Origin of the sequence: Tabrizicola aquatica, from assembly GCF_002900975.1 — a bacterium.
In the GTDB taxonomy this organism is placed as follows: domain Bacteria; phylum Pseudomonadota; class Alphaproteobacteria; order Rhodobacterales; family Rhodobacteraceae; genus Tabrizicola; species Tabrizicola aquatica.
On sequence record NZ_PJON01000004.1, the window covers coordinates 260,943 to 282,582 of the forward strand.

A 21,640-nucleotide genomic window follows, 5' to 3' on the forward strand; every position below is an offset into this window, starting at 1 on the left:
CAGGGGATGGGCAATTTGCCGCCGGATCAGGGCCTTGGGCGCAATGATCCCAGGGCAAAGAGCGCGGCCGCGACGACAATGATCGAGGGGCCGGCCGGCGTGTCCTGCCAAAGCGAGAGGGCCAGCCCGCCGATCCCAGCGACCATGCCGATGGCGGTGGCCCCCAGGGCCATCGCCTCGGGCGTGCGGGCCAGGCTGCGGGCTGCGGCGGCGGGGATGATCAGCATGGCGGCTATGAGCAGCGCGCCGACGACCTTGAGCGCGACGGCGACGACCAGGGCCAGGGCGATGACCAGCACCAGACGCTCACGATCCGGGCGGATGCCGGCGGCATGGGCCAGGTCCTCGTTCAAGGTGGCTGTCAGCAGCGCCTGCCAGCGCCAGGCGATCAGCGCAAGAACCAGAAGCGAGCCGCCCCAGATCAGCGCAAGGTCGGTGCGGCTGACGGCCAGAATGTCGCCGAAGAGGTAGGAAGAGAGGTCGGTGCGCACCGTTGGAAAGAAGCTGACCGCGACCAGGCCGAAGGCCAGCGCGGAATGGGCAAGGACGCCAAGCGTGGTGTCCATGGCCCAGCCCTTGGCGGCCAGGCTGGCGACGGTCACGGCCATGGCCAGCGCCACGACCAGCGTGCCAAGGCCGATCGGCAGGTCGGTGGCCAGCGCCAGCGCCACGCCCAGGATCGCGGCATGGGCGGTCGCATCGCCGAAATAGGCCATCCGGCGCCAGACGACGAACGACCCAAGCGGCCCGGTTGCCAGCGACAGGCCGGTAGCGGCAAAGGCGGCGCGGGTCAGGAAATCGTCAAGCATGGGTATGGTCGTGGTGATGGTGGTGGTGATTGTGCGGCTCGTCCGCGTGGTCGTGGTCGTGTTCGTGCCGGTACAGCGCCAGCGCGCCCTGCGTCCCCAGCCCGAAAAGCGCCCGATATTCCGGCGCGGTAGAGACCACGCGGGGCGTGCCTTCGCAGCAGATATGGCCGTTCAGGCAGATCACCCGGTCAGAGGCCGCCATGACGACATGCAGGTCGTGGCTGACCATCAGGACGGCGGCGCCGGTGTCGCGCCGGACCTCTTCGATCAGGCGGTAGAAGGCGGCCTCGCCGGGCTGGTCAAGGCCCTGGGTCGGTTCGTCCAGCATCAGCACCTGCGGCTTGCCCAGCAGCGCCCGTGCCAGAAGGACGCGCTGCAACTGGCCGCCGGAGAGTTGGGTCATCTGGTCGGCCTCGTGCCCCGCCATGCCGGTGCGGGCCAGCGCCTCGGCCGCCGCCTGGTCGCTGACGCGGGCGGGCAGCGACAGGAAGCGGCGCACGGTCATCGGCATGGTGCGGTCGATCATCAGGCGCTGCGGGATGTAGCCCAGGCGCAGGCCGGGGGCGCGAGAGACGCTGCCCTGAGCCACCGGAAGGATGCCCAGCAACGCACGGAGAAGCGTCGATTTGCCCGAGCCGTTGGGGCCAAGGATGGTGACGATCTCGCCGGGAGCCAGCGACAGGCTGACGTCGTGCAAGACCTCCTCGGCGCCGAAGCGGACGCAGATATGGCTGGCGGACAGAAGGCTCATGCCTGGTCCTTGCAGGCGGGGCAGAGGCCCAGCGCCTCGATCGTGGTGCGTTCGATGGTAAAGCCCAGGCGGGCGGCGTCGTGGGCCAGGGCATCGCGGGCGGGGGCGGCTTCGGCCTCGGCAACGCTGTGGCAGGATCGGCAGATCAGGAAGGCGGGGGCATGCGCCTCGCCCGGATGGGCGCAGGCGGTAAAGGCGTTCAGGCGCTGGATGCGGTGGGCAAGCCCTTGTTCCACAAGAAACTCCAGCGCGCGATAGGCGACGGGGGGCTGGTTGCCGAAACCGTCGGCAGCAAGGCGGGCCAGCACGTCATAGGCACCAAGCGCGCGGTGGTCTTCCAGCAGGATCTCCAGCACGCGGCGGCGGACGGGGGTCAGGCGCGCACCAGAGGCGGCGGTGATCGCATGCGCCCGGGCCAACGCATCCGCGGCGCAATGCGCGTGGTCATGCGCCGCGAAGGCCAGGTCCGGCGCGGCACAGCCGGGACAGGTGGCAGGATTGTGGGGGGCAGGCGTGGGCATTGGAGGGGGCTTGACCTGTTATGATATTACATACATAGACCTTGGCCGAACCCGACGAAAGGTCTTTGCCATGCGTTATATCATAACTGCCCTCTTGGCCAGCACCCCTGCCCTTGCCGAAGTGCCGCGCGTGGTGACCGATATCCCGCCGGTCCATGCGCTGGTGGCGCAGGTGATGGGCGAACTGGGGCAACCGGAGCTGCTGCTGGCCAAGGGTGCGGACGAGCATGATTTCCAGCTGCGCCCCAGCCAGGCGGCGGCGGTCGCGGATGCGGGGCTGGTGGTCTGGATCGGGCCGGAACTGACGCCCTGGCTGGCCAGCGCGCTGGAAACCCGGCCCGAGGGCGCGGCGGCACTGGGGCTGCTGGATGCCGAGGGCACGGTCCTGCGAGAGTATGGCGAGAAGGCGGAGCATGACGATCATGCGGGTGAGGCCGGGCATGATGACGAAGCCGGGCACGACGACCACGGGCATGACGATCATGCGGACGAGGCGGAGCATGTCGATGAAGCCGGGCATGACGGGCACGACCATGCCGGCGCCGATCCGCATGTCTGGCTGGACCCCGGCAATGCGCAAGTCTGGCTGGGCCTGATCGCGGCGGAACTGTCGCGGTTGGACCCGGAGAACGCGGCGACCTATGCGGCCAATGCGGCGGCGGCCGGGACGGAACTGGCGGCGCTGGACGCCGAATTGGCCGCGCGGCTGGCGCCGGTCAAGGACAAGCCGGTGGTGACCTTCCACGACGCCTATGGCTATTTCGGCGCGCATTACGGGCTGACCTTCGCCGGTAGCGTGGCACTGGGGGATGCGGCCTCGCCCGGGGCGGCGCGGCTGTCGGACCTGCGCGCGACGCTGGAGGCTGGCGACGTGCTGTGCATCTTCCCCGAAGTGCAGCACGACCCCGCCCTGGTCGAGCAGATGGCCGAGGGGACCGGGGCCAGGATCGGCGGGGCGCTGGACCCCGTGGGCTCGTCGCTGGAGCCGGGTCCGGGGGCCTATGCGGCGCTGTTGACCGGGATGGCCACGACGATCGCCGACTGCCTGGAGGGGTAAGGGGCGGTGGGCGAAGCGCCCACCCTACGCCCATGCGTTGACCCGCCTTGGCGCGGGCGTAGGGTGGGCAATTTGCCCACCCTTGGCGTGTCAGATCAGGCCTTCCTTGCGGAAGAGCGCCTTCAGGTCCGTCTCGGGCCGGGCGCCGAAATGGCTGATGACCTCGGCCGCGGCGACGCAGCCCATGCGGCCGGCCACGGCCAGCGACTGGCCGGTGGCCAACCCATACAGGAACCCGGCCGCGAACTGGTCCCCGGCCCCGGTCGCATCGGCGGGGACGACGCGGTGGACTGGAACGATGGCCTCTTCCTCGCCGCGCACGACGATCACGTCATGGCCCGACCGCGTGCAGACCACGAGGCCCGCGTCCTGCGCGGCCTGTTCCAGCGCGGTGGACAAGTCGGTCTGGTAGAGCGAAGCCCATTCGTGTTCGTTGCCGATCACATAGTCCAGCGACTTGACCAGACGGCGAAAGTCGTCGCGGTGGCGGTCGACGCAGAACGGGTCCGAAAGCGCGATCCCGGCCTTGCCGCCGGCGGCGTGGCAAAGTTCGACCGCGCGTTCGAATGCCTGTTTCCCTTTGGGCTTGTCGTAAAGGTAGCCTTCCAGAAACAGGATCTCGGCGCTGCCTGCCACGCTATCAGACACGTCGTCGGGGCCGAGTTCGGAGGAGATGCCGAGATAGGTGTTCATCGACCGCTCTCCATCGGGCGAGACGAAGATCATGCTGCGCGAGGTCGGCAGTTCGCCCCCCGGCACGGGCGGGTTGACGAAATCGGTTCCTTCCTGCGCCATGGTCTGGGCGTAGAACTTGCCCAGGGCGTCGTCGTGGACGCGACCGATGAAGGCGGTCGTCAGGCCAAGGTTGCCAAGTCCCGCCAGCGTGTTCGCGACCGAGCCGCCGGGGGCCTGCTGGCGGTTGGTCATCGCGCCGTAAAGCATCTCGCCCCGCTCACGCTCGACCAGCTGCATGATGCCCTTCTGGATGCCCATCAGGTCAAGAAAGCTGTCATCGGCGGTGGAAAACACATCGACGATGGCGTTGCCGATGCCGACGACCTGATAGGACTTCATGCGGTCTTCTCCGGATAAAGGCACCAGTCCCGGATCGGGCAGATGCCGCATTTGGGTTTGCGCGCGACGCAGATATACCGGCCGTGCAGGATAAGCCAGTGATGCGCGTGGTGCTGGTATTCGACGGGGACGTTATCCTCGATCGCGCGTTCGACCTGCGCCTCATCCTTGCCGGGGCAGATGCCGGTGCGGTTGCCGACGCGGAAGATATGGGTGTCGACGGCCTGGGCGGGGTGGTGGAACCACATCGACAGGACCACGTTCGCGGTCTTGCGGCCAACGCCCGGCAAGGTGACGAGGGCGGCGCGGGAACTGGGCACCTCGCCCCCGAAAGTGTCGATGAGGAGGCGCGAGAGCTTGATGACGTTCTTTGCCTTGTTGCGGAACAGGCCGATGGTCTTGATGTGCTGGATCAGCCCCTCTTCGCCCAGGGCCAGCATCTTTTCCGGCGTGTCGGCGATCTGAAAGAGGGCGCGGGTGGCCTTGTTCACGCCCACGTCGGTCGCCTGCGCCGACAGGGCGACGGCGACCAGAAGGGTGAAGGCGTTGGTATGCTCCAACTCGCCCTTCGGGTGCGGCTCGGCCTCGGCAAAGCGGGCGAAGACCTGTTTCAGCGTGGCATAGGGAAGTTGCGGCGTCATGGCGCCCTTGTGCCAGCCGGGAGGACGTGGCGCAACTGGGCTTGGGCCTCAGGGTGGTGGCAGGGCCGCGTCCTGTTCGCAGCGGGCAAGCGGGATCTCTTTCAGGCTTCTGATCGAGATGACGTTGTCGTACTGGCCGCGGCTGGCGTCGAATTCGCCTTCGGCGCAGGCGCAGCTATAACCGTAGCGCTGGGTCACCTGGCCGGCATAGTCGATGCGCAGCCGGTTGTCGAAAGCGGTCGTATAGGCATCCTCGAACCCCGGGGCTGCCGGTCCGCCCTGCATGGAAAGCCACCACTGGCCATCAGCGTCTTCCAGAATGACGTTCGCCGGCGTGGGGTTGTGATACCAACCGCAGCGGGTTTCGGCGCCGGCAGGCAGCGCGGCGAGGAGGGCGGCGGTCAGCAGGACAGGACGGAGCATCAGGACCTCATGCATGGGTGCGGCCCAGAGACCACAGCGGGGGGGCCGGCCTCAAGGCTGGAAAACCGGATGCGCAGGAAGCGGGTCGCGCAGGGGCGGGGTCTGCGGGTATGGATGGGAATGCTCGTCGATGACTTCGTCACTCCTCGCGACGTTCTGCGAGGAGGAGACGCAGTCGAACGACGAGCCGGCTGAAGGAAGCACGCATGACAGACCAATCCCCGTCCTACCATTACCAGGTGATCGGCCGCGCCCTGCAGGTGATCGATGCCGAAGGCCCCGCCCTGACGCTGGAGGAACTGGCGCAGCGGATGCAGATGAGTCCGGCGCATTTCCAGCGGGTGTTCAGCCAATGGGTGGGCGTCAGCCCCAAGCGCTATCAGCAATATCTGACGCTGGGCCATGCGCGGCGGTTGCTGGCGGAACGGCACACGCTGCTGGGCACGGCGCTGGAAACCGGCCTTTCGGGCACCGGCCGGTTGCATGACCTGTTCCTGACCTGGGAGGCGATGTCGCCCGGCGACTATGCCCGGGGCGGGGCGGGGCTTGAGATCCGCTGGGGCTGGTTCGAAAGCCCGTTCGGCCCGGCCCTGGTGATGGCGACCGGGAAGGGCATCTGCGGGATCGGCTTTGCCGATGAGGCGGGGGCCGAAGCGGCGCTGGAGGATCTGGTGCGCCGCTGGCCCAAGGCGGCTTACGTCGAGGACCCGGTGGCGCTGCGGCCGCTGGTCGATGCGGCCTTTGGCGGCAAGGCGACCGAATTGCACCTGATCGGTGCCCCCTTCCAGATCAAGGTCTGGGAGGCGCTGCTGGCGATCCCCTCGGGACATGTCACCACCTATGCCGACATCGCCGACGCCATCGGCCATCCGCAGGCGCATCGGGCGGTGGGAACGGCGGTCGGGCGCAACCCGATCAGCTTTCTGATCCCCTGCCACCGCGCCCTGCGCCGGGACGGGGGCCTTGGCGGCTATCACTGGGGCCTGCCCCGCAAGCGGGCGATGCTGGCCTGGGAAGCGGCCCGCACGAACCTGTGATGCGCGGAACCCTGCCGAAGCGATGGGAACCGGCAGCACCTCGACGCCGTTGGTGTATTGTGGCACGGGTCTGAGGACAGGCCCGCCAAAGGGCGCATTTCGAGGCGAGAGCAAACATGATGATGAAAACCAACCTGATCCTGGCCGTGGCCGGCACCTTGGCACTGACGGCTTGCGTGGACCCCAACGCCTATCCCGACGACCCGAACGCCCGGCAGCGCCAGGGCGCGATTGTCGGCGGCCTGGTCGGCGCGGTGACCGGCGCTGCGGTGTCGGGCGACGGCGACGAGCTGAAGGGCGCCATTGTCGGCGGCGCTTTGGGCGCGGGTGCGGGTGCGCTGATCGGCGCGGACCTTGACCGCCAGGCAGCGGAACTGCGCGGCTCGCTCAGCTCGAACATCTCGGTGACCAACACCGGCGAGTATCTGATCGTGAACATGCCGCAGGACCTGCTGTTCGCCACCGACAGCGCCTCGGTCCGGCCGGACCTGCGCCGCGACCTGTCGACGGTCTCGTCCAGCCTGCTGAAGTACCCCAACAGCCGGATCGAGGTGATCGGTCACACCGACAACACCGGCTCGGCCGCGTATAACCAGGACCTGTCGCAGCGCCGCGCGGTGGCGGTGGCCAGCGTCCTGCGCGAGAATGGCGTGCCGGGATCGCGCGTTGCGGCCTATGGCCGGGGCGAGGATCAGCCGATCGCGTCGAACCTGACGCCGGAAGGCCGCGCCCAGAACCGCCGGGTGGAAATCATCATCCGCCCGACCCGTTGATCCGGCGGCACTAGCTTCCAGGGGCCGGTCCGCGGGATCGGCCCCTTTTTCGTTTGTGCATTCCGGCTGGTGGTCATAATTTCCGACCAATCCAGATGGTCCGGTCATGCCCTTCGTAAAGATCACCCCCGAAAAACTGTCCCAGTCCGTCATCCGGCAGATCGAGCAGTTGATCCTGCGCGGCATCCTGCGTCCGGGCGAGCGGCTGCCTTCGGAACGCGACATGGCGGAAGAGCTTGGCGTCTCGCGCCCCAGCCTGCGCGATGCGCTGGCAGAGCTGTCAGAGCGTGGGCTGCTGACCAGCCGGGCGGGGTCCGGGGTGTTCGTGGCGGATGTGCTGGGCTCGGCCTTCTCGCCGGCGCTGATCGAGTTGTTCGCCAGCCATGACGAAGCGGTGACCGATTACATCAGCTTTCGCCGCGATATCGAGGGGCTGGCGGCGGAACGGGCCGCACGTTTGGGGTCCGAGACCGATCTGCGGGTGATCGACACGATCTTCCGCAAGATGGAAGCTGCGCACCAGAAGCGCGACCCCTCGGATGAGGCACAGCTGGATGCCGAGTTCCACATGGCAATCATCGATGCCAGCCACAACGTGATCATGCTGCACATGCTGCGGTCGATGTTCGACCTGCTGCGGCAGGGCGTGTTCTATAACCGTCAGATGCTGTTCAGGAACCGCATGACGCGCGATCAGTTGCTGGACCAGCACCGGGCGATGAATACGGCCCTGCAGGCCCGCGATCCGGCGGGGGCGCGGGCGGCGGTCGAAGCGCATCTGACCTATGTCGAACAGGCCTATGTCGAGCAGTCCCGGGCGGAAAAGCACGAGGCCATCGCGCGGCAGCGGCTGGACCATGAGGCGCGGCGCTAGGGCCCGGACCCCGCAAAAGCAAAACCGGCGGCCCTGACGGCCGCCGGTTTCGAGATTTGGGAAGCGGATGCTTAGTGCAGCCGCGTTTCAACCTGCGCAATCGCCGCGTCGATCGAGGCAGCGGCGGCATCGGCCGTCATCTGCTTGGCCAGCACATCCCCCGCCGCAGCGACAGCCACAGCGACCGCCTGCTCGCGCACCTGACGGATGGCGCCGGCTTCGGCCGACGCGATCTGATCGGTTGCGGACGCCATGCGACGGGCAATCGAGGCCTTGAGGTCGGCCTTGGCCTGTTCGGCCGCAGCCATCGCCTCGTCCTTGGCGGAAGCGACGATACGCTCGGCCTGCTCTTGCACTTCCTTCTGCCGCCGCTCGTACGAGGCGAGGATCGTCTTGGCCTCTTCCCGCAGGGCGCGGGCTTCGTTCAGCTCGGACTTGATCATCGCCGCGCGGGCGTCAAGCATCCCCATCAGCCTTGCCGGCACCTTGAGGTAGACCAGCAGCGCGATGAAGGACAGGAAGGCCAGCAGGACCACGAAGTCGGTGTTCTGCAGCGAGAAGAACGGCTTGCCTTCGGCGGCCAGCGCGGGGCCGGCGAGAAGGGCGAAGAGGATGGAAAGCTTTTTCATCGTCTTACCCTTTCAGCCGCGCGGTCACGGCCGCCGACACGGACTTGGCATCCGCCGCGCCGCCCAGGGCCGTCACCAGTTCCGCCGCCGTATCGCGGGCCACTTCGGCCACCGCAGCAGCGGCGCCGTCGCGGATCGCGGCGATCGATTTCTCGGACTCGGCCGTCTTGGCCGCAATCTCGGCATCCGCCTTGGCCGTCGCTGCATCGAGGTCCTTCTGGATCTCGGCCTTCGCGGCGGCGATGATCTTTGCCGCCTCGGTCCGGGCATTGGCCAGCGCGTCGTTATAGGCCTTTTCGGCCTCGACCGCCTTCTGCTTCAGCTCTTCTGCGGCAGCCAGGTCATTGGTGATCGTGCTTTTCCGATCCGCCAGAACCGCGCCAATGCGCGGCAGGGCGATCTTCGACAGCACGAGGTAGATCACGACGAGCGTGACCAGAAGCCAGAAGATCTGGTTCGGCCAGGTCGAGAAATCCAGCTGGGGCATACCCACAGCCGCTCCTGCCTCGCCATGTGCTTCGGTTGCCATGTCGTCTCTCCTGAATCCTTGGAACCAGGGCCAGCCCGTGGACTGGCCCGGAAGTCAGGCCAGAAAGATCAGACGGCGAACATCAGCAGCAGAGCGATCAGGAACGAGAAGATCCCGAGGGCTTCTGCGAAGGCGATGCCGACGAAGAGGTTGGCAGTCTGCGACGGGGCCGCCGACGGGTTGCGGAGCGCGCCGGCAAGGAAGTTGCCCGCGATGTTGCCCACGCCGATACCAGCGCCGCCCAGACCGATGGCAGCCAGGCCAGCACCGATGTATTTGCCCATGAGAGCGAGTTCGCCTTCCATGATGATCTCCTGTGAAGGTAAGGGGTTGTCGTTTGGATTCAGGCCTTAGTGATGCGCTTCGCCGACGGCGTCACGCAGATACACGCAGGTCAGGATGGTAAAGACATAGGCCTGCACGGCGGCCACCAGCACTTCGAGGCCATACATGGCGACGATCGCGGCAATCGGAACCACCGAAGCCAGGCCCATCGCGCCGGCAAAGCCCGCGAAGACCTTGATTACGGCGTGGCCCGCCAGCAGGTTGCCGCCAAGACGCACCGAGTGCGACACAGGGCGGACGAAGTAGGACACGACCTCGATCACGGCCAGGACCGGACGCAGCGCCAGCGGCGCGGAGGTGACCCAGAACATCGCCAGGAAGCCCAGGCCCTTGCGGTAAAGGCCGACCAGCGTCACGGTCAGGAACACCAGCATCGCCAGGACCACAGTCACCGCGATATGCGAGGTGGTGGTGAAGGACATCGGGATCAGGCCCAGCATGTTCGACAGAAAGACGAACATGAACAGCGTCATCACATAGGGGAAGAACTTGACGCCCTCATGGCCCGCCACGTCCTCGACCATCTTGTGGACAAAGCCGTAGAACAGTTCGGCCACCGACTGCCCGCGCGAGGGAACGATGGCGCGGCGGCGGGTGGACAGGACCAGAAGCGCGATCACGGCAAGGACCGCGATCCCCATCCAGAGCGTGACGTTGGTGGGCGTATACCACTGGATCGGGCCGTCGCCGAACAGCGGCTTGACCACGAACTGATCCATCGGGTGGATCTGCAGGCCGCTGCCTTCTTCCGTCGCCATCGTCAGTTTCCTTCGTCCTTTGCGGCCTGCTCGGCCTTTCGTCCCAGTTCCCTTGCCGTACCCAGCATCGTGCGGATGCCGGCGGCAAAGCCGAAGAGCGTGAAGATGATCAGGAAGATCGGGATCGTGCCCGCAAGGGTGTCGATCCCGTAACCGATGGCAAATCCCAGCCCGATGCCGGTCGCCAGCTCGATTACCATCCTCCAGGCCACCTCGCCCTGCGAGAAACCCTTGGCCGTTGTGGACTGCTGCGCCTTCGGCTTCTCCTTCACCTGAGCAAGCCGCGCTTCAAGCGCGCGCAGCCGGTCGGGATCGGGTTCGGACGCCATGGCAGGCCCTTTCACGGTCGGCCGGAACCTAGGGGCCGCAGCGCGCCGAGTCAAGCGCGGTTGTCGCACTTCAAGATATTGAAATCGCTTGGTTTATTCAGGACCATCATTGCCGAAGTGTCAGGCAGGGGCTTTTGCATGTTCAACCGATTGGTTGACGATCCCAGGGCTTGCGCCGATAGTCACGCGATGACCAACCGTCTGGATGCCGTCTTTTCCGCTTTGGCCGACCCGACGCGACGGGCGATCCTGGCCATGCTGCTGGAGGATGACATGGCGGTCACCGACGTGGCCGAGCCGTTCCAGATGAGCCTGGCCGCAATCTCGAAACATCTGGCGGTGCTGGCCGAGGCCGGGCTGATCAGCCGCGAACGGCGGGGCCGTCTGATCTGGTGCAAGCTGGAGCCGGACGCGATGCGCGCGGCCTCGGTCTGGATGCAGGGATTCGGGCAGTTCGAGCCTTTGGACCTGGATGCCTTCGAACGCTTCCTGGCCCGCGAGTTGCAGGTCGACCAGCAGGATGACGGTTAACGGAATTTTCACGCCTTTCCGGCAGTTTGGCCGATAAGCCTGCGGCAGGCGAAACAATCCGTTTCGAATTTGCCGCAGACACGCCCCGAAACCAGCCACGGCTTGCCATAGTCCTGCCCCGCTTGCGCAGGATATGGTGGCAACGGCGAGAGGATCACCCAATGAAAAAAGCGCTGAACCTGCTGCAGAAGATCGGCCTGAAGAAGGCCAAGTCCGAAGAGGAAGAGCTGGACGCCTTCGACAAGCGCCTGAAAAAGGTGAACCGGGCGCGGGTGGTGAACCAGATCGGGCTGGGTGGCCCGGTGTTCAAAAGCCGCCAGTCGGAATCGGAAGCCTGAGACCCGCCATCAGGTCGCGCAGCTCTTGCCGCGCGGCCACATTCGACAGGCTGAGCTGATCGACCCCGGTATCCTTGAGGTCCAGCAGCGTCAGCCCGCGCGGGAACAGTTCGCGGAAGATCACACGCTCGGAAAAGCCGGGCAGGACGCGAAAGCCGATGCGGCGCGACAGTTCTTCCAGCGCGGCGCCGACCTTCTTCTTGTTGTGCATCTGCTGTGCGCCAAGGCGGTTGCGGACGACGATCCAGTCGATCGGCTTCAGCCCCTCTTGCGCGCGCAGTTGCCGGGCCCCCCAGACCATCTCGGCATAGATCGACGGCCCCTTGATCTTGCCGGTGGCGGGATCGACGCGGGCCAGAAGGTCGAAGTCCACGAAACTGTCGTTCAAGGGCGTGATCAGCGTATCGGCCATCGTATGGGCCAACTGCGACAGGCGGGTGTGGCTGCCGGGGCAGTCGATCACGATGAAATCCGAGGTGGCATCAAGCGCCTCGACCGCCTGGGCCAGACGGGCGTCGCCATCGCCTTCGGCCAGATCATGCATCTCCGGGGTGGGCAGGGTCAGGCCGGCCTGGGCCAGATAGGCGCGGCGGTTCTCCAGATAGCGGGCGAAGGAGCGTTGCCGCAGGTCAAGATCCAGCGCCCCCACCCGTTGGCCCAGCCGCGCAAGCGCCGTGGCGACATGCATGCAGGTGGTGGACTTGCCCGAGCCGCCCTTTTCGTTTCCGACGACGATGATATGCGCCATGCCGCTTCCCCGTTCCCTGCCGCCGTCATATGCGCAAGGGATGGTGGACGGAAGCGGGAAGCTGTGGATAGGTTGGGGTGAAGCGGTCGATTTCTTTGAAGAAATCGTCGCGGTGCCCTGACGCGAGGGGCCCGAAATCGGTCAGGATTTCGCAGCGGGGGACGGGCCCGCAAAGAAAAGGGGCGCGTGTTGCCACGCGCCCCCGGTTCGATGCGTCGGCGGGGATCAGAAGCCCAGGCCGGCGTACTTGTTCTTGAACTTCGACACGCGGCCGCCGGTGTCCATCAGCTTGGCCTGCTGGCCAGTCCAGGCCGGGTGCGCCAGCGGGTCGATGTCGAGCGACATCTGGTCGCCCGGCTTGCCCCAGGTCGACCGGGTCTCGTAGGTCGAGCCGTCGGTCATCTTGATGGTGATGGTGTGGTAATCGGGGTGGGTTTCGGCTTTCATCATCCCGCTCCTTATTCGGCTTTGGCTTTGTAGTTGGCGTCTTCGGCGATACGGGCCGATTTGCCGCGACGGGCGCGAAGGTAGTACAGCTTGGCGCGGCGAACCTTGCCGCGGCGCACAACCTCGATGCTGTCGATGTTGGTGGAGTAGAGCGGGAACACGCGTTCCACGCCTTCGCCGAACGAAATCTTGCGGACGGTGAACGAGGCGGCGATGGTCGCCCCACCCTTGCGGCCGATGCAGACGCCTTCATAGGCCTGCACGCGGCTGCGGGTGCCTTCGGTCACTTTGTAGCCGACACGGATGGTGTCGCCGGCCTTGAAGTCCGGGATGGTCTTGCCAAGGGAAGCAATCTGCTCCGCCTCGATCTGCGCGATGAGGTTCATGCGCGGTTCCTTTCTTGCCTGCGGTATTTTCCGCAGAGGTGATGCCGCGCCAGAGCTTCCGGTCTTCGTCCGGGTCCCCCCTGGTTGCCCAGGAAGCCCGCCGCAGGTGGCGCCTGCTTTGTCATGTACCGCCCCGGAGCGATGACCCTGCGGAAGAAGGCAGGCAGGCCACGGGAATCGGGTCCGGCGGGCAGAGTGCCCCGGACCGTGCGCGTATAGGGGGAAGGGTCGGGCCGGTCAAGGGGCGGGGGCGCCTAGGGCTTGCGCCTGTCCCACAAATCCGGGCGGCGGGCGCGGGTCAACGCCTCGGCCTGGGCGCGGCGCCATTTGGCGATTTCGCCGTGGTTGCCGGATTGCAGGACGGGGGGGATTTCCTGCCCCTCCCACTCGGCAGGGCGGGTGTATTGCGGGTGTTCGAGCAGGCCGTCGGAAAAGCTTTCCTCTTCGGTGGAGGCGGCGTTGCCCAGGACGCCCGGCAGGAGGCGGACGGTGGCGTCCAGGATGGCCTGGGCGGCGATCTCTCCGCCGGTCAGGACGAAGTCGCCAAGGCTGATCTCTTCGACCTGGTGGTGGTCCAGGACGCGCTGATCCACGCCTTCGAACCGGCCGCAGAGGAGGGTCAGCCCCTCGGCCTGCGCCAGGCGGCGGGCGGTGGCCTGGTCGAAGGGCTTGCCCCGGGGCGAGAGATAGATGACCGGCCAGCGGGTGCGGTCGATGGGCGTGCCGACGCGGGCATGGCGGAAGGCGGCGTCCACCACATCCGCGCGCAGGACCATGCCCGCTCCGCCGCCCGCAGGCGTGTCGTCGACGTTGCGATGCTTGCCCTCGCCGAACTGGCGCAGGTCAATCGCTTCCAGCCGCCAGAGGCCTGTGTCCAGCGCCTTGCCGGTCAGCGACAGGCCCAGCGTGCCGGGGAAGGCATCGGGGAAAAGCGTGATGACCTTGGCCACCCAGGCCCCCTTGACCAGGCGCGGCTCCTCCATGAGGTCGCGGGGCTGCAAGGTGGGCCGGATCGACAGGCGGCCGTGGCTTTTGGTCGGTTGGTCGGACATGGCCCCGCACTTAGCGCGAAAGGCGGCGCCGGGGAAGGGTTCAGGCGTGCCGTGTCTTGGGCACCGGAACCGGGTCAAGCGGCGCCAGGTCGGCCTTGGCGTCAGCCTCACGCGCGAGGGCGGCGTCGACGGCGCGGGCCAGGGCTCGCAGCCCGTCGCACAGGTCATCGCGCAGGTGCCGCGGCAGATCGGCATTCGGGTCGTCGTTCATGCCCGCAGCGGCGGCCTGGCGCAGACGCGCGGCCGTCGGAAACCCCTGAGCGCGGTAGGGGAACGCCTGAAGCAGCGCCATGGCCCGGGGCACGAACAGACGCAGGAGGTCGGGGTTGCCCTCGGCGATGGCAAAGGACGAGGCTACGGCATGGGGGATGCGACCGGGGGCGACAACCTCGGGCTCGGTGGCCCAGAGGACCAGGGCGCGACGCAGCGCGGCATGGCTGCGGCCGGGATTGGCCAGGGCGGCCGTCAGCGCCTTGAGGCGGACATCACCGTTCACGCCGCCAAGGGTGCGGGCCACAGCCTCGGTCACCTGGGTGTCGGGGGCGGCATCCGGCAGGTTCAGCAGCGGGGTCACGGCGGCCCCGGCCTCGGCCGCAGCGCGGGGGCGATGGGCCGCTTCCGCCTCGGCATCGAGGAAAAAGCCCTGATCGGCCGCCTCGCGCGCGTCCCAAAGCATGCGGCACAGTGGAATGGCAAGGAAGGAGATCGATAGCGGCAGGACCGGGTTGACCACCGGCACGACACCGGCAACGGCACCGATGCCGCGGCCAAGGCCAAAGAGAACGGCGACCAGCGCCACCTGCGACAGCACCTGGGCCAGAGCTGCCAGCAAGGCGCTGCCGGTCAGCCATTCGTTAGGCGTGGTCGGCCATTGCTCGGGCCGCAGGATCATCAGCCAGACGACGAAGATCGCGGAAAAGGGTGCCACCAAACCCCAGCCAAAACCGCACATCCCCGCAAACAGCGGACCGATGTACAAAAGCGCGGTTGCCCCCTTCAAAAGGCGCATGCGGTTCAGCATGTCTGTCCCCCTTACCCACACCCTGCCGCAACTGGCACGGTCAGTCGACATCCTCGGGCAGGTCCACAATCAGGCGACCGGCCGAAATGTCAACATTGGGCACGATTGCCTTGGTAAAGGGCAAAAGCAGGGCCGATTTATGACCGGTCGGGGATATTTCGATGATATCCCCCGCACCGTGGTTGTGGACGGCGGTGACTTTTCCCAAGAGCACTCCACCCGGATCGAAGGCCGCAAGGCCAATCAGGTCGGCGTGGTAGAACTCGTCATCGGGCAGCGAGGGCAGGCGGTCGCGCGACACGAAAAGGCTGGTCCCGCGCAGGGCGTCGGCCTGGTCCTTGGTGGTGACGCCGGCAATCCGGGCCCCAAGGCCGCCGGCGACCGGGCGGGTCAGGGTGACGGTGAAGCTGCGGCTGCCATCCTCGGTCAGCAGGGGGCCATAATTGGCGATGTCGCTAGGTTCGGCGCAGAAGGATTTCAGCCGGACTTCTCCGGTCACGCCGAAAGCGCCGGCTATGGCACCGATACAGATCAGGTCGGACATGTCAGCGCGTCTCCAGGTGCAGGGTGGGCGAGCGGGTCTCCCAGCCGGCGCGTTCCAGTTCGGGCACGGTATCGTCCTCCTCGGGCCAACCGATGCAGAGATAGCCGATGAAACGCCAGTTTGCGGGGACGTCAAGGTCACGCATCAGGCGGTCGCGGTCGAGGATCGAGACCCAGCCAAGGCCAAGCCCTTCGGCGCGCAGGGCCAGCCAGAGGTGGATGATCGCGCCGACGACTGAATAGGCGCGGGTCTCGGGCATGGTGGCAGCGCCAAGGCCGTGGCCTTTGGGCGTGCTGTCGTCAGAGAAGATGGCGAGGTGAACCGGCGCTTCGGCCATGCCCGAGAGCTTGAGCCGGGCATAGGTCGCGGCGCGGTCGTCGGTCTGGGTGGCAAGCGCCTGGGCATTGCAGTCGCGGTAGTTCTGCAGGCAGGCGGCGCGTCTGGCGGGGCTGTCGATCCGCAGGATGCGCCAGGGTTCCGACAGGCCGACCGAGGGGGCCAGGGCAAAGGCCTGCAAGCCACGGGCAAGCAGGCCTTCGGGAACCGGATCGGTGCGGAAGCGGCGCACGTCGCGCCGCCACCGCATAAGTGCGGCCAGTTCCTCCCGGAAGGCGGGGCTGAACTGGCCGGTCATGAGGTTACTCGGCAGCCGGTTCGGCAGCGCGGGCGGCCTTCTTGGCGGCACGCTCGGCCATCGCCTTGCCGGGGGTGCCGGACTTCAGGTTGGCGCGGGCGGCCTTCGGACGGACGCCGGCGGCTTCCAGGAAGCGGGCAACGCGGTCGGTCGGCTGGGCGCCCTGGCTCAGCCAGTGCTGCACGCGCTCCATGTTCATGACGACGCGCTTTTCGTCGTCCTTGGCGAGAAGCGGGTTGTAGACGCCCAGCTTTTCCAGGAAGCGGCCGTCGCGCGGCATGCGCGAGTCGGACGCGACGATGGAATAGAACGGGCGCTTCTTGGAACCACCGCGCGCGAGACGGATCTTCATAGCCATGATGTTACTCCTGTTTGGCTTGGGGCCGGGACATCCCGGTCATTTCTGAAAGGTTTCGTGGTGCCTGATGACTTCACTGATGATGAAGTTCAGGAATTTCTTGGCAAATTCCGGGTCGAGGTCGGCCTCTTCGGCCAGCCGCTGCAACCGTTCGATCTGCCGTGCTTCGCGCGCCGGGTCCGACGGCGGAAGGGCGTGTTCGGCCTTGAGTTGCCCCACGGCCTGGGTGTGCTTGAACCGTTCAGCCAGCGTGAAGACAAGGATCGCGTCCAGCCGGTCGATCGACTCGCGGTGATGCTTCAGTAGGTCCGCTGCCTTGGTCGCGGTGTCCATCAGGCCCCCCTCCTGGCGGTGTGGCGTGCAGTCATGGTCATGCCGGCACCTCGGCCGCCGGGTGGCGATAGACGTGGTGGTGGCCCTTGTCGTCGTCCAGCGTCCGCTCCAGCGTGGCGCCAAGGCGTTTGGCCAGCGCCTCGGACCGGGTATTGTCGACGGCAATATAGCTGATCGGCGGACGGCTGGAGATCCGGGCAAGGTAGTCTGCACGGGCAGCGCGGGCGGCCTCGGCCGCATAGCCCTGGCCTTCGTATCCGTCGAACAGGTGCCAGGCGAGTTCGGGTTCGTCCCAGCCATCGTGATAGATCACGCCGACACGACCAATGAAGTGGCCGCCCAGGGTATCCACTGAGAAGAAGCCATAGCCGCGCAGGGCCCAGTGTCCGATATTGGCCAGAAGCCCGCGCCAGACCTGCTGGCGGGGAACACCGCCGCCAACGAACGTGGAGCGCGGGCTGGCGTTGAAGGCGAGCATGGCGGGAAAGTCCGCCTCACGCGGGTCGCGCAGGACCAGACGCTCGGTCGCAAGAACCGGGATCGTCACGCTGATCTGGTGCGCGGCGGGCTGCATCACTTCTTCTTCATCAGTCCCGACAGGCCCGCAGGCAGGGTCATCCCGCGCGGCAGGCCGCCCATGCCGGGGGGCAGGCCGCCGCCCATCCCGCCCATGCCCTGACCCATGCCCTTGGCCATCTCGGCCAGTTGTTCGGGCGACATCTTGGACGGGTCGGGCATGCCGCCCTTGCCAAGGAACTGCTTGACCATGTTCTTCATCATGCCGCCCTTGCCCATCTTCTTCATCATGTCCGCCATCTGCTTGTGCTGTTTCAGCAGGCGGTTGAGATCGGCAACGTCAAGGCCAGCGCCAGCGGCAATGCGCTTCTTGCGGCTGGCGGCGAGGAGATCGGGGTTCGCGCGTTCCTTCTTTGTCATCGAATTGATCAGCGCGATCTGGTGGTGGAGCATCTTGTCGTTCAGGCCCGCAGCCTCCGCCTGGCCCGCCATCTTGCCCATGCCGGGCATCATGCCCATCAGACCCTGCATGCCGCCCATCTTCAGCATCTGGTCCAGCTGCAGCTTCAGGTCGTTCATGTTGAACAGACCCTTCGCAAAACGCTTGGCCATGCGTTCGGCCTGTTCGGCCTCGAAGGTTTCCTGCGCCTTTTCGACAAGGGCGACGATGTCCCCCATGCCGAGGATGCGGCCCGCGACGCGTTCGGCCTCGAACGGTTCGATCGCGTCCATCTTCTCGCCAAGGCCGACAAAGCGGATCGGCTTGCCGGTAATGGCACGCATCGACAGCGCCGCACCGCCCCGGCCGTCGCCGTCCATCCGGGTCAGGACGACGCCCGAGATGCCGACCTTGCCGTCGAATTCGGTGGCGACGTTGACCGCGTCCTGGCCGGTCAGGCCGTCGACAACCAGCAGCGTCTCGCGCGGCTGGGCGATGTCGCGGACGGCCTGGATTTCGTCCATCAGGACTTCGTCGATGTGCAGACGCCCGGCGGTATCCAGGAACACGACGTCATAGCCGCCAAGGTTCGCTTGCGTCTTGGCGCGCTTGGCGATCTGGACCGCCGTCTCGCCCTTGACGATGGGCAGCGAGTCGACGCCGATCTGGGTGCCGAGGATCGCCAACTGCTCCATCGCCGCCGGGCGGTTGGTGTCAAGGGACGCCAGCAGGACCTTCTTGCCCTGCTTTTCTTTGAGCCGCTTCGCCAGCTTGGCGGTCGTCGTCGTCTTGCCCGAGCCTTGCAGGCCGACCATCAGGATCGTCGCGGGCGGGTTGTCGATCTTCAGCGCCTCGGGCGTGTCATCGCCGGCAAGGACGCGGATCAGTTCGTCGTGGACGATCTTCACGACCATCTGGCCGGGGGTGATCGACTTTGTCACCGCCGACCCGGTAGCTTTCTCGGTTACGCGCTTGATGAAGTCGCGGGCGACCGGCAGCGAGACGTCCGCCTCCAGAAGCGCGGTGCGAACCTCACGCAGGGCGGTGACGACGTCGGCCTCGGACAGCGCGCCCTGCTTGGTGAGACGGTCGAACACGCCACCAAGGCGTTCTGACAGGCTTTCGAACATCGTGTCACCCTTTGTTGCGGTGGCCCCGATATGGGGCGGCGAAGCGTCTGCGCAAAGCCGAAGGGCACCCGTGGGCGCATCCGCGCTGACGGGTGTCGATCCCTGGCCTTGCGCCAATGGGACCGGAAGCCTGGGCCTCCGGGGAATTCAGGCTGGGGCGATACGCGGAAACGGCGGGGGAGTCAATGATGGCAGGCGCCGGGTCAGGGCTGCAGCCAGTCATTGATCGCTTGGGCCATCCGTTCGGCCCCGTCCCCGGCGCTGTATGCGGTGGTCAGCGGCACTTCGCCCTGCGGTGTCAGCAGGACCGCACGGTGGGTTTCGCTGACCGTCGCCGTGCCGCCGTTTGTCGGAGTGGAGCGGGAGATCGAGGTTTCGACCCGGGCGGCACGGATATCGGCCAGGGGCAGAACCTGCGCCGTCTCGCCCGTCAGCCGGCGCAGGCGGATCACGACGTGACCGGCAGGGCGATCAAAGAGGACGCGGGTCCGCACGACAAAGAGGACGAGGAAGAGCGCCAGAAAAGCCGCAACCGCCAGGGGGATCAGCCCGAACCACGAGCCCTGCACCAGCAGGACCACCGCCAGCGCCAGTGGCAGGAACACCGCGATTGCCAGGAGGACGCCAAGGAGCAGCGGGTTCTCCTCAAGCAAAAGCCGATCTGGCGTCTGGTCCAGGACTTTCATGCATCCCCCGTTCGGCACAGACTATGCACCCGTCCAGCCGTCGGCAACCGCCCCGCAAGCTGCCTTGCGCAGGTCGCCGCAATACGGTTTTCTGTGCATCAATGCACAAGGAGGCTTCATTGGAAAACTGGGACGAGATCCGCACCGCCTTCCAGGTCGCCCGGCTGGGCACCGTCTCGGGCGCGGCCGAGGTGCTTGGGGTGCATCATGCCACCGTGATCCGGCATATCGACGCGCTGGAGAAGCGGCTGGGATCGAAGCTGTTCCAGCGCCACGCGCGCGGCTATACGCCGACCGAGGCAGGGCGCGACCTGCTGGCGGTGGCGCAGACGACGGAAGAGCAGTTCGCCCATCTGGCCAGCCGGATCAAGGGCCAGGGCGAGACGGTCTCGGGCGAGCTGGTCGTCACCTCGATCGCGGGGGTGGCCGATCTGCTGACGCCGGTCATGGTGTCGTTCCAGGAGAAATGGCCGGATGTCCGCGTGCGCTTCCTGACCGACATGCGGGTGTTCCGGCTGGACTATGGCGAGGCGCATGTGGCGATCCGGGCCGGCGCTGGCCCCGAAGAGCCGGACAACGTGGTGCAGCCCCTGGCCCGCATCCGCGCCGCGCTGTATGCGGCGCGGTCCTATGTCGACCGCTTCGGCCGTCCCGGCAGCGAGGAGGAGTTCCCGGGGCATCGCTTCGTCTGCTCGGACAACGAGACGACGCGCGCGCCCTTCCACCGCTGGCTCCGTGCAACGGTCCAGCCCGACCAGATCGCCTATAGCGCGACCGAGCCTGCCGCGCTGGAAGAGGCGGTGCTGGCGGGGGCCGGGATCGGGTTCATGTCGGTCTTTCGCGCGGCCGGCAATCCGGACCTTGTCGAAGTGCTGCCGCCCCGCGCTGAGTGGGAGTCGCCGCTGCGCATCGTCACCCATGTCGACCTGCACCGGACCCGAAAGGTCCAGGCCTTCCTTGTCCACCTGAAAGAGGCGGCGAAAGAGTGGAAGTTCTGCGGCTGATGCCCCAGCCGTTGACCGAGCCGCAGCGCGGGCATCTGGCGATGCTGGCCTTTTCGGCGCTGGTGGCGGGGTCGTTCTCGCTGGGGGTGCTGGCCGCGCCGCATATCGACCCGGGCGCGCTGTCGGTGGTGCGCTTCGTGCTGGCGGGGGTGCTGGTGGGCATGGCGGCGCTGCTGACGACCGGGCTGCCGCGTCAGGCCTGGGTGGCGCCATGGCGCTATCTGGTGCTGGGCGGTCTTCTGGCCGCCTATTTCGTGCTGATGTTCGAGGGGTTGAAGACGGCGGCGCCCGTATCAGCGGCGGCGGTGTTTACCCTGACGCCGCTGATGGCGGCGGGCTTTGGCTGGCTGACGCTGCGCCAGCGGTTGACCGGCCGCATGGCGCTGGCGCTGACCATCGGCGGGCTTGGCGCGCTGTGGGTGATCTTCCGGGCCGATCCCGCGGCGCTGCTGGCCTTCGAGGTCGGGCGGGGCGAGGTGATCTATTTCGTCGGCTGCGTGGCCCATGCCGCCTATGCGCCGCTGGTGCGCAAGCTGAACCGGGGCGAGCCGGCTGTGGTCTTTACCTTCGGGATGATGGTGGCGGGGACATTGCTGCTGGCGATCTATGCATGGCCCGCCGTGGTGGCGACGGATTGGGCCGCGCTGCCGGGGGTGGTCTGGGTCACGCTGGTCTATGTCGCGGTGGCGGCCAGCGCGCTGACCTTCGTTCTGCTGCAATATGCGACGCTGCGCCTGCCAGCGTCGAAGGTGATGGCCTATACCTACCTGGTGCCCAGCTGGGTCGCCCTGTGGGAGTTGGTCCTGCACGGGCTGGTGCAGCCGGGACTGGTGCTGGTGGGCGTGGCGATGACGGTGCTGGCGCTGGGGTTGCTTCTGAAGGAATAGCGGCTCGTCGATGACTTCGTCACTCCTCGCGCGGCG

31 protein-coding genes are annotated in these 21,640 nt (G+C 66.9%); 8 read left to right on the forward strand and 23 right to left on the reverse strand.

Annotated features, from left to right (window positions below):
- Nucleotides 1-26: 26 nt before the first annotated feature.
- The 3 genes from CXR42_RS15730 to CXR42_RS15740 are packed head-to-tail and all read right to left on the reverse strand — an operon-like array spanning nucleotide 27 to nucleotide 2,081.
- A complete protein-coding gene (locus CXR42_RS15730; RefSeq protein ID WP_103258530.1) occupies nucleotides 27-809 on the reverse strand; it encodes a metal ABC transporter permease in 783 nt (260 codons plus the stop codon).
- The gene (locus CXR42_RS15735; RefSeq protein ID WP_103258531.1) at nucleotides 802-1,560 is read right to left on the reverse strand and encodes an ATP-binding cassette domain-containing protein; all 759 of its coding nucleotides are present in this window, start codon (nucleotides 1,558-1,560) and stop codon (nucleotides 802-804) included. Before CXR42_RS15735 ends, CXR42_RS15730 begins: the two co-directional genes overlap by 8 nt.
- Complete coding sequence (locus CXR42_RS15740; protein WP_103258532.1) at nucleotides 1,557-2,081, reverse strand: Fur family transcriptional regulator; 525 nt, start codon at nucleotides 2,079-2,081, stop codon at nucleotides 1,557-1,559. The genes CXR42_RS15735 and CXR42_RS15740 overlap by 4 nt, the downstream gene beginning before the upstream one ends.
- 70 nt (nucleotides 2,082-2,151) lie before the next feature.
- On the opposite strand from CXR42_RS15740, the gene CXR42_RS15745 reads away from it, so the two are divergent.
- Entirely contained in the window at nucleotides 2,152-3,138 is a 987-nt protein-coding gene (locus tag CXR42_RS15745; RefSeq protein ID WP_103258533.1) for a zinc ABC transporter substrate-binding protein, read from the forward strand.
- Nucleotides 3,139-3,228: 90 nt separating this feature from the next.
- Here the strand turns inward: CXR42_RS15745 and CXR42_RS15750 are convergent, their stop codons facing one another.
- From CXR42_RS15750 to CXR42_RS15760, 3 genes are read right to left on the reverse strand one after another with little or no spacing between them, the layout of a single operon-like run.
- Nucleotides 3,229-4,212 (reverse strand): adenosine kinase, encoded by a 984-nt coding sequence (locus CXR42_RS15750; RefSeq protein WP_103258534.1) that lies wholly within the window; start codon nucleotides 4,210-4,212, stop codon nucleotides 3,229-3,231.
- The gene (gene nth / locus CXR42_RS15755; protein WP_103258535.1) at nucleotides 4,209-4,853 is read right to left on the reverse strand and encodes an endonuclease III; all 645 of its coding nucleotides are present in this window, start codon (nucleotides 4,851-4,853) and stop codon (nucleotides 4,209-4,211) included. Before nth ends, CXR42_RS15750 begins: the two co-directional genes overlap by 4 nt.
- A 48-nt stretch (nucleotides 4,854-4,901) precedes the next feature.
- A complete protein-coding gene (locus tag CXR42_RS15760) occupies nucleotides 4,902-5,276 on the reverse strand; it encodes a DUF4087 domain-containing protein (protein WP_180996082.1) in 375 nt (124 codons plus the stop codon).
- A gap of 206 nt (nucleotides 5,277-5,482) precedes the next feature.
- On the opposite strand from CXR42_RS15760, the gene CXR42_RS15765 reads away from it, so the two are divergent.
- The 3 genes from CXR42_RS15765 to CXR42_RS15775 all read left to right on the forward strand — a co-directional run bounded on the left by CXR42_RS15765 (nucleotide 5,483) and on the right by CXR42_RS15775 (nucleotide 7,960).
- A complete protein-coding gene (locus tag CXR42_RS15765) occupies nucleotides 5,483-6,313 on the forward strand; it encodes a methylated-DNA--[protein]-cysteine S-methyltransferase (RefSeq protein ID WP_103258537.1) in 831 nt (276 codons plus the stop codon).
- A gap of 116 nt (nucleotides 6,314-6,429) precedes the next feature.
- Complete coding sequence (locus tag CXR42_RS15770) at nucleotides 6,430-7,086, forward strand: YiaD family glycine zipper/OmpA-like lipoprotein (protein WP_103258538.1); 657 nt, start codon at nucleotides 6,430-6,432, stop codon at nucleotides 7,084-7,086.
- A gap of 106 nt (nucleotides 7,087-7,192) precedes the next feature.
- The gene (locus CXR42_RS15775; RefSeq protein ID WP_103258539.1) at nucleotides 7,193-7,960 is read left to right on the forward strand and encodes a FadR/GntR family transcriptional regulator; all 768 of its coding nucleotides are present in this window, start codon (nucleotides 7,193-7,195) and stop codon (nucleotides 7,958-7,960) included.
- 71 nt (nucleotides 7,961-8,031) lie between these two features.
- Here the strand turns inward: CXR42_RS15775 and CXR42_RS15780 are convergent, their stop codons facing one another.
- From CXR42_RS15780 to CXR42_RS15800, 5 genes are all read right to left on the reverse strand, one after another.
- Nucleotides 8,032-8,589: a F0F1 ATP synthase subunit B gene (locus CXR42_RS15780; RefSeq protein ID WP_103258540.1), complete on the reverse strand. Its 558-nt coding sequence runs from the start codon at nucleotides 8,587-8,589 to the stop codon at nucleotides 8,032-8,034.
- Between the two features lie 4 nt (nucleotides 8,590-8,593).
- The gene (locus tag CXR42_RS15785; RefSeq protein WP_103258541.1) at nucleotides 8,594-9,118 is read right to left on the reverse strand and encodes a F0F1 ATP synthase subunit B'; all 525 of its coding nucleotides are present in this window, start codon (nucleotides 9,116-9,118) and stop codon (nucleotides 8,594-8,596) included.
- A 68-nt stretch (nucleotides 9,119-9,186) separates the two neighbouring features.
- On the reverse strand, nucleotides 9,187-9,423 hold the full coding sequence (locus tag CXR42_RS15790; RefSeq protein WP_103258542.1) for a F0F1 ATP synthase subunit C: 237 nt from the start codon (nucleotides 9,421-9,423) through the stop codon (nucleotides 9,187-9,189).
- Between the two features lie 45 nt (nucleotides 9,424-9,468).
- Entirely contained in the window at nucleotides 9,469-10,221 is a 753-nt protein-coding gene (locus tag CXR42_RS15795; protein ID WP_103258543.1) for a F0F1 ATP synthase subunit A, read from the reverse strand.
- A gap of 2 nt (nucleotides 10,222-10,223) precedes the next feature.
- Complete coding sequence (locus tag CXR42_RS15800) at nucleotides 10,224-10,550, reverse strand: AtpZ/AtpI family protein (protein WP_103258544.1); 327 nt, start codon at nucleotides 10,548-10,550, stop codon at nucleotides 10,224-10,226.
- Between the two features lie 189 nt (nucleotides 10,551-10,739).
- Between CXR42_RS15800 and CXR42_RS15805 the strand changes: the two genes are divergently transcribed.
- Nucleotides 10,740-11,081, forward strand: coding sequence for an ArsR/SmtB family transcription factor (locus CXR42_RS15805; protein WP_103258545.1), 342 nt, complete (start codon nucleotides 10,740-10,742; stop codon nucleotides 11,079-11,081).
- A gap of 161 nt (nucleotides 11,082-11,242) precedes the next feature.
- Complete coding sequence (locus tag CXR42_RS19610) at nucleotides 11,243-11,419, forward strand: hypothetical protein (protein ID WP_180996083.1); 177 nt, start codon at nucleotides 11,243-11,245, stop codon at nucleotides 11,417-11,419.
- Here CXR42_RS19610 and CXR42_RS15810 read toward each other — a convergent pair.
- From CXR42_RS15810 to CXR42_RS15865, 12 genes are all read right to left on the reverse strand, one after another.
- Entirely contained in the window at nucleotides 11,388-12,167 is a 780-nt protein-coding gene (locus CXR42_RS15810; protein ID WP_103258546.1) for a division plane positioning ATPase MipZ, read from the reverse strand. The genes CXR42_RS19610 and CXR42_RS15810 overlap by 32 nt on opposite strands.
- 225 nt (nucleotides 12,168-12,392) lie before the next feature.
- Entirely contained in the window at nucleotides 12,393-12,614 is a 222-nt protein-coding gene (gene rpmE, locus CXR42_RS15815) for a 50S ribosomal protein L31 (protein ID WP_103258641.1), read from the reverse strand.
- An 11-nt stretch (nucleotides 12,615-12,625) separates the two neighbouring features.
- Nucleotides 12,626-13,000, reverse strand: a complete 375-nt coding sequence (rplS, locus tag CXR42_RS15820) for a 50S ribosomal protein L19 (RefSeq protein ID WP_103258547.1) — start codon at nucleotides 12,998-13,000, stop codon at nucleotides 12,626-12,628.
- Nucleotides 13,001-13,254: 254 nt separating this feature from the next.
- On the reverse strand, nucleotides 13,255-14,052 hold the full coding sequence (gene trmD, locus CXR42_RS15825) for a tRNA (guanosine(37)-N1)-methyltransferase TrmD (protein ID WP_103258548.1): 798 nt from the start codon (nucleotides 14,050-14,052) through the stop codon (nucleotides 13,255-13,257).
- Nucleotides 14,053-14,092: 40 nt separating this feature from the next.
- Entirely contained in the window at nucleotides 14,093-15,073 is a 981-nt protein-coding gene (locus tag CXR42_RS15830; RefSeq protein ID WP_103258549.1) for a hypothetical protein, read from the reverse strand.
- 40 nt (nucleotides 15,074-15,113) lie between these two features.
- Nucleotides 15,114-15,617 (reverse strand): ribosome maturation factor RimM, encoded by a 504-nt coding sequence (gene rimM / locus CXR42_RS15835; protein WP_103258550.1) that lies wholly within the window; start codon nucleotides 15,615-15,617, stop codon nucleotides 15,114-15,116.
- Nucleotide 15,618: 1 nt separating this feature from the next.
- Nucleotides 15,619-16,251, reverse strand: a complete 633-nt coding sequence (gene bluB, locus CXR42_RS15840) for a 5,6-dimethylbenzimidazole synthase (RefSeq protein ID WP_103258551.1) — start codon at nucleotides 16,249-16,251, stop codon at nucleotides 15,619-15,621.
- Between the two features lie 4 nt (nucleotides 16,252-16,255).
- Complete coding sequence (gene rpsP / locus CXR42_RS15845; RefSeq protein ID WP_103258552.1) at nucleotides 16,256-16,609, reverse strand: 30S ribosomal protein S16; 354 nt, start codon at nucleotides 16,607-16,609, stop codon at nucleotides 16,256-16,258.
- 39 nt (nucleotides 16,610-16,648) lie between these two features.
- Nucleotides 16,649-16,942, reverse strand: coding sequence for a chorismate mutase (locus tag CXR42_RS15850; RefSeq protein WP_103258553.1), 294 nt, complete (start codon nucleotides 16,940-16,942; stop codon nucleotides 16,649-16,651).
- A 37-nt stretch (nucleotides 16,943-16,979) separates the two neighbouring features.
- The gene (locus tag CXR42_RS15855) at nucleotides 16,980-17,516 is read right to left on the reverse strand and encodes a GNAT family N-acetyltransferase (protein ID WP_103258554.1); all 537 of its coding nucleotides are present in this window, start codon (nucleotides 17,514-17,516) and stop codon (nucleotides 16,980-16,982) included.
- Entirely contained in the window at nucleotides 17,516-19,027 is a 1,512-nt protein-coding gene (ffh, locus tag CXR42_RS15860; RefSeq protein WP_103258555.1) for a signal recognition particle protein, read from the reverse strand. The genes CXR42_RS15855 and ffh overlap by 1 nt, the downstream gene beginning before the upstream one ends.
- 203 nt (nucleotides 19,028-19,230) lie before the next feature.
- Nucleotides 19,231-19,713, reverse strand: a complete 483-nt coding sequence (locus CXR42_RS15865; protein ID WP_103258556.1) for a hypothetical protein — start codon at nucleotides 19,711-19,713, stop codon at nucleotides 19,231-19,233.
- Between the two features lie 101 nt (nucleotides 19,714-19,814).
- On the opposite strand from CXR42_RS15865, the gene CXR42_RS15870 reads away from it, so the two are divergent.
- Both CXR42_RS15870 and CXR42_RS15875 read left to right on the forward strand, forming a co-directional pair.
- Nucleotides 19,815-20,717: a LysR family transcriptional regulator gene (locus CXR42_RS15870; RefSeq protein ID WP_103258557.1), complete on the forward strand. Its 903-nt coding sequence runs from the start codon at nucleotides 19,815-19,817 to the stop codon at nucleotides 20,715-20,717.
- Nucleotides 20,717-21,604: a DMT family transporter gene (locus CXR42_RS15875; protein WP_103258642.1), complete on the forward strand. Its 888-nt coding sequence runs from the start codon at nucleotides 20,717-20,719 to the stop codon at nucleotides 21,602-21,604. Before CXR42_RS15870 ends, CXR42_RS15875 begins: the two co-directional genes overlap by 1 nt.
- Nucleotides 21,605-21,640: the final 36 nt, after the last annotated feature.

What these genes read in the sequence shown, in the direction of transcription:
- CXR42_RS15785 (WP_103258541.1), bottom strand. Translation starts at nt 9,118, where the DNA reads ATGGCAACCGAAGCACATGGCGAGGCAGGAGCGGCTGTGGGTATGCCC.
- CXR42_RS15735 (WP_103258531.1), bottom strand. Translation starts at nt 1,560, where the DNA reads ATGAGCCTTCTGTCCGCCAGCCATATCTGCGTCCGCTTCGGCGCCGAG.
- rpsP (WP_103258552.1), bottom strand. Translation starts at nt 16,609, where the DNA reads ATGGCTATGAAGATCCGTCTCGCGCGCGGTGGTTCCAAGAAGCGCCCG.
- CXR42_RS15865 (WP_103258556.1), bottom strand. Translation starts at nt 19,713, where the DNA reads ATGAAAGTCCTGGACCAGACGCCAGATCGGCTTTTGCTTGAGGAGAAC.
- rplS (WP_103258547.1), bottom strand. Translation starts at nt 13,000, where the DNA reads ATGAACCTCATCGCGCAGATCGAGGCGGAGCAGATTGCTTCCCTTGGC.
- nth (WP_103258535.1), bottom strand. Translation starts at nt 4,853, where the DNA reads ATGACGCCGCAACTTCCCTATGCCACGCTGAAACAGGTCTTCGCCCGC.
- CXR42_RS15765 (WP_103258537.1), top strand. Translation starts at nt 5,483, where the DNA reads ATGACAGACCAATCCCCGTCCTACCATTACCAGGTGATCGGCCGCGCC.
- CXR42_RS15775 (WP_103258539.1), top strand. Translation starts at nt 7,193, where the DNA reads ATGCCCTTCGTAAAGATCACCCCCGAAAAACTGTCCCAGTCCGTCATC.
- CXR42_RS15875 (WP_103258642.1), top strand. Translation starts at nt 20,717, where the DNA reads ATGCCCCAGCCGTTGACCGAGCCGCAGCGCGGGCATCTGGCGATGCTG.
- CXR42_RS19610 (WP_180996083.1), top strand. Translation starts at nt 11,243, where the DNA reads ATGAAAAAAGCGCTGAACCTGCTGCAGAAGATCGGCCTGAAGAAGGCC.
- CXR42_RS15795 (WP_103258543.1), bottom strand. Translation starts at nt 10,221, where the DNA reads ATGGCGACGGAAGAAGGCAGCGGCCTGCAGATCCACCCGATGGATCAG.
- rpmE (WP_103258641.1), bottom strand. Translation starts at nt 12,614, where the DNA reads ATGAAAGCCGAAACCCACCCCGATTACCACACCATCACCATCAAGATG.
- CXR42_RS15810 (WP_103258546.1), bottom strand. Translation starts at nt 12,167, where the DNA reads ATGGCGCATATCATCGTCGTCGGAAACGAAAAGGGCGGCTCGGGCAAG.
- ffh (WP_103258555.1), bottom strand. Translation starts at nt 19,027, where the DNA reads ATGTTCGAAAGCCTGTCAGAACGCCTTGGTGGCGTGTTCGACCGTCTC.
- CXR42_RS15745 (WP_103258533.1), top strand. Translation starts at nt 2,152, where the DNA reads ATGCGTTATATCATAACTGCCCTCTTGGCCAGCACCCCTGCCCTTGCC.
- CXR42_RS15730 (WP_103258530.1), bottom strand. Translation starts at nt 809, where the DNA reads ATGCTTGACGATTTCCTGACCCGCGCCGCCTTTGCCGCTACCGGCCTG.
- CXR42_RS15770 (WP_103258538.1), top strand. Translation starts at nt 6,430, where the DNA reads ATGATGATGAAAACCAACCTGATCCTGGCCGTGGCCGGCACCTTGGCA.
- CXR42_RS15790 (WP_103258542.1), bottom strand. Translation starts at nt 9,423, where the DNA reads ATGGAAGGCGAACTCGCTCTCATGGGCAAATACATCGGTGCTGGCCTG.
- CXR42_RS15830 (WP_103258549.1), bottom strand. Translation starts at nt 15,073, where the DNA reads ATGCTGAACCGCATGCGCCTTTTGAAGGGGGCAACCGCGCTTTTGTAC.
- CXR42_RS15870 (WP_103258557.1), top strand. Translation starts at nt 19,815, where the DNA reads ATGCACAAGGAGGCTTCATTGGAAAACTGGGACGAGATCCGCACCGCC.
- CXR42_RS15760 (WP_180996082.1), bottom strand. Translation starts at nt 5,276, where the DNA reads ATGCTCCGTCCTGTCCTGCTGACCGCCGCCCTCCTCGCCGCGCTGCCT.
- CXR42_RS15805 (WP_103258545.1), top strand. Translation starts at nt 10,740, where the DNA reads ATGACCAACCGTCTGGATGCCGTCTTTTCCGCTTTGGCCGACCCGACG.
- CXR42_RS15750 (WP_103258534.1), bottom strand. Translation starts at nt 4,212, where the DNA reads ATGAAGTCCTATCAGGTCGTCGGCATCGGCAACGCCATCGTCGATGTG.
- CXR42_RS15850 (WP_103258553.1), bottom strand. Translation starts at nt 16,942, where the DNA reads ATGGACACCGCGACCAAGGCAGCGGACCTACTGAAGCATCACCGCGAG.
- CXR42_RS15800 (WP_103258544.1), bottom strand. Translation starts at nt 10,550, where the DNA reads ATGGCGTCCGAACCCGATCCCGACCGGCTGCGCGCGCTTGAAGCGCGG.
- bluB (WP_103258551.1), bottom strand. Translation starts at nt 16,251, where the DNA reads ATGACCGGCCAGTTCAGCCCCGCCTTCCGGGAGGAACTGGCCGCACTT.
- CXR42_RS15780 (WP_103258540.1), bottom strand. Translation starts at nt 8,589, where the DNA reads ATGAAAAAGCTTTCCATCCTCTTCGCCCTTCTCGCCGGCCCCGCGCTG.
- CXR42_RS15855 (WP_103258554.1), bottom strand. Translation starts at nt 17,516, where the DNA reads ATGCAGCCCGCCGCGCACCAGATCAGCGTGACGATCCCGGTTCTTGCG.
- CXR42_RS15740 (WP_103258532.1), bottom strand. Translation starts at nt 2,081, where the DNA reads ATGCCCACGCCTGCCCCCCACAATCCTGCCACCTGTCCCGGCTGTGCC.
- rimM (WP_103258550.1), bottom strand. Translation starts at nt 15,617, where the DNA reads ATGTCCGACCTGATCTGTATCGGTGCCATAGCCGGCGCTTTCGGCGTG.
- trmD (WP_103258548.1), bottom strand. Translation starts at nt 14,052, where the DNA reads ATGTCCGACCAACCGACCAAAAGCCACGGCCGCCTGTCGATCCGGCCC.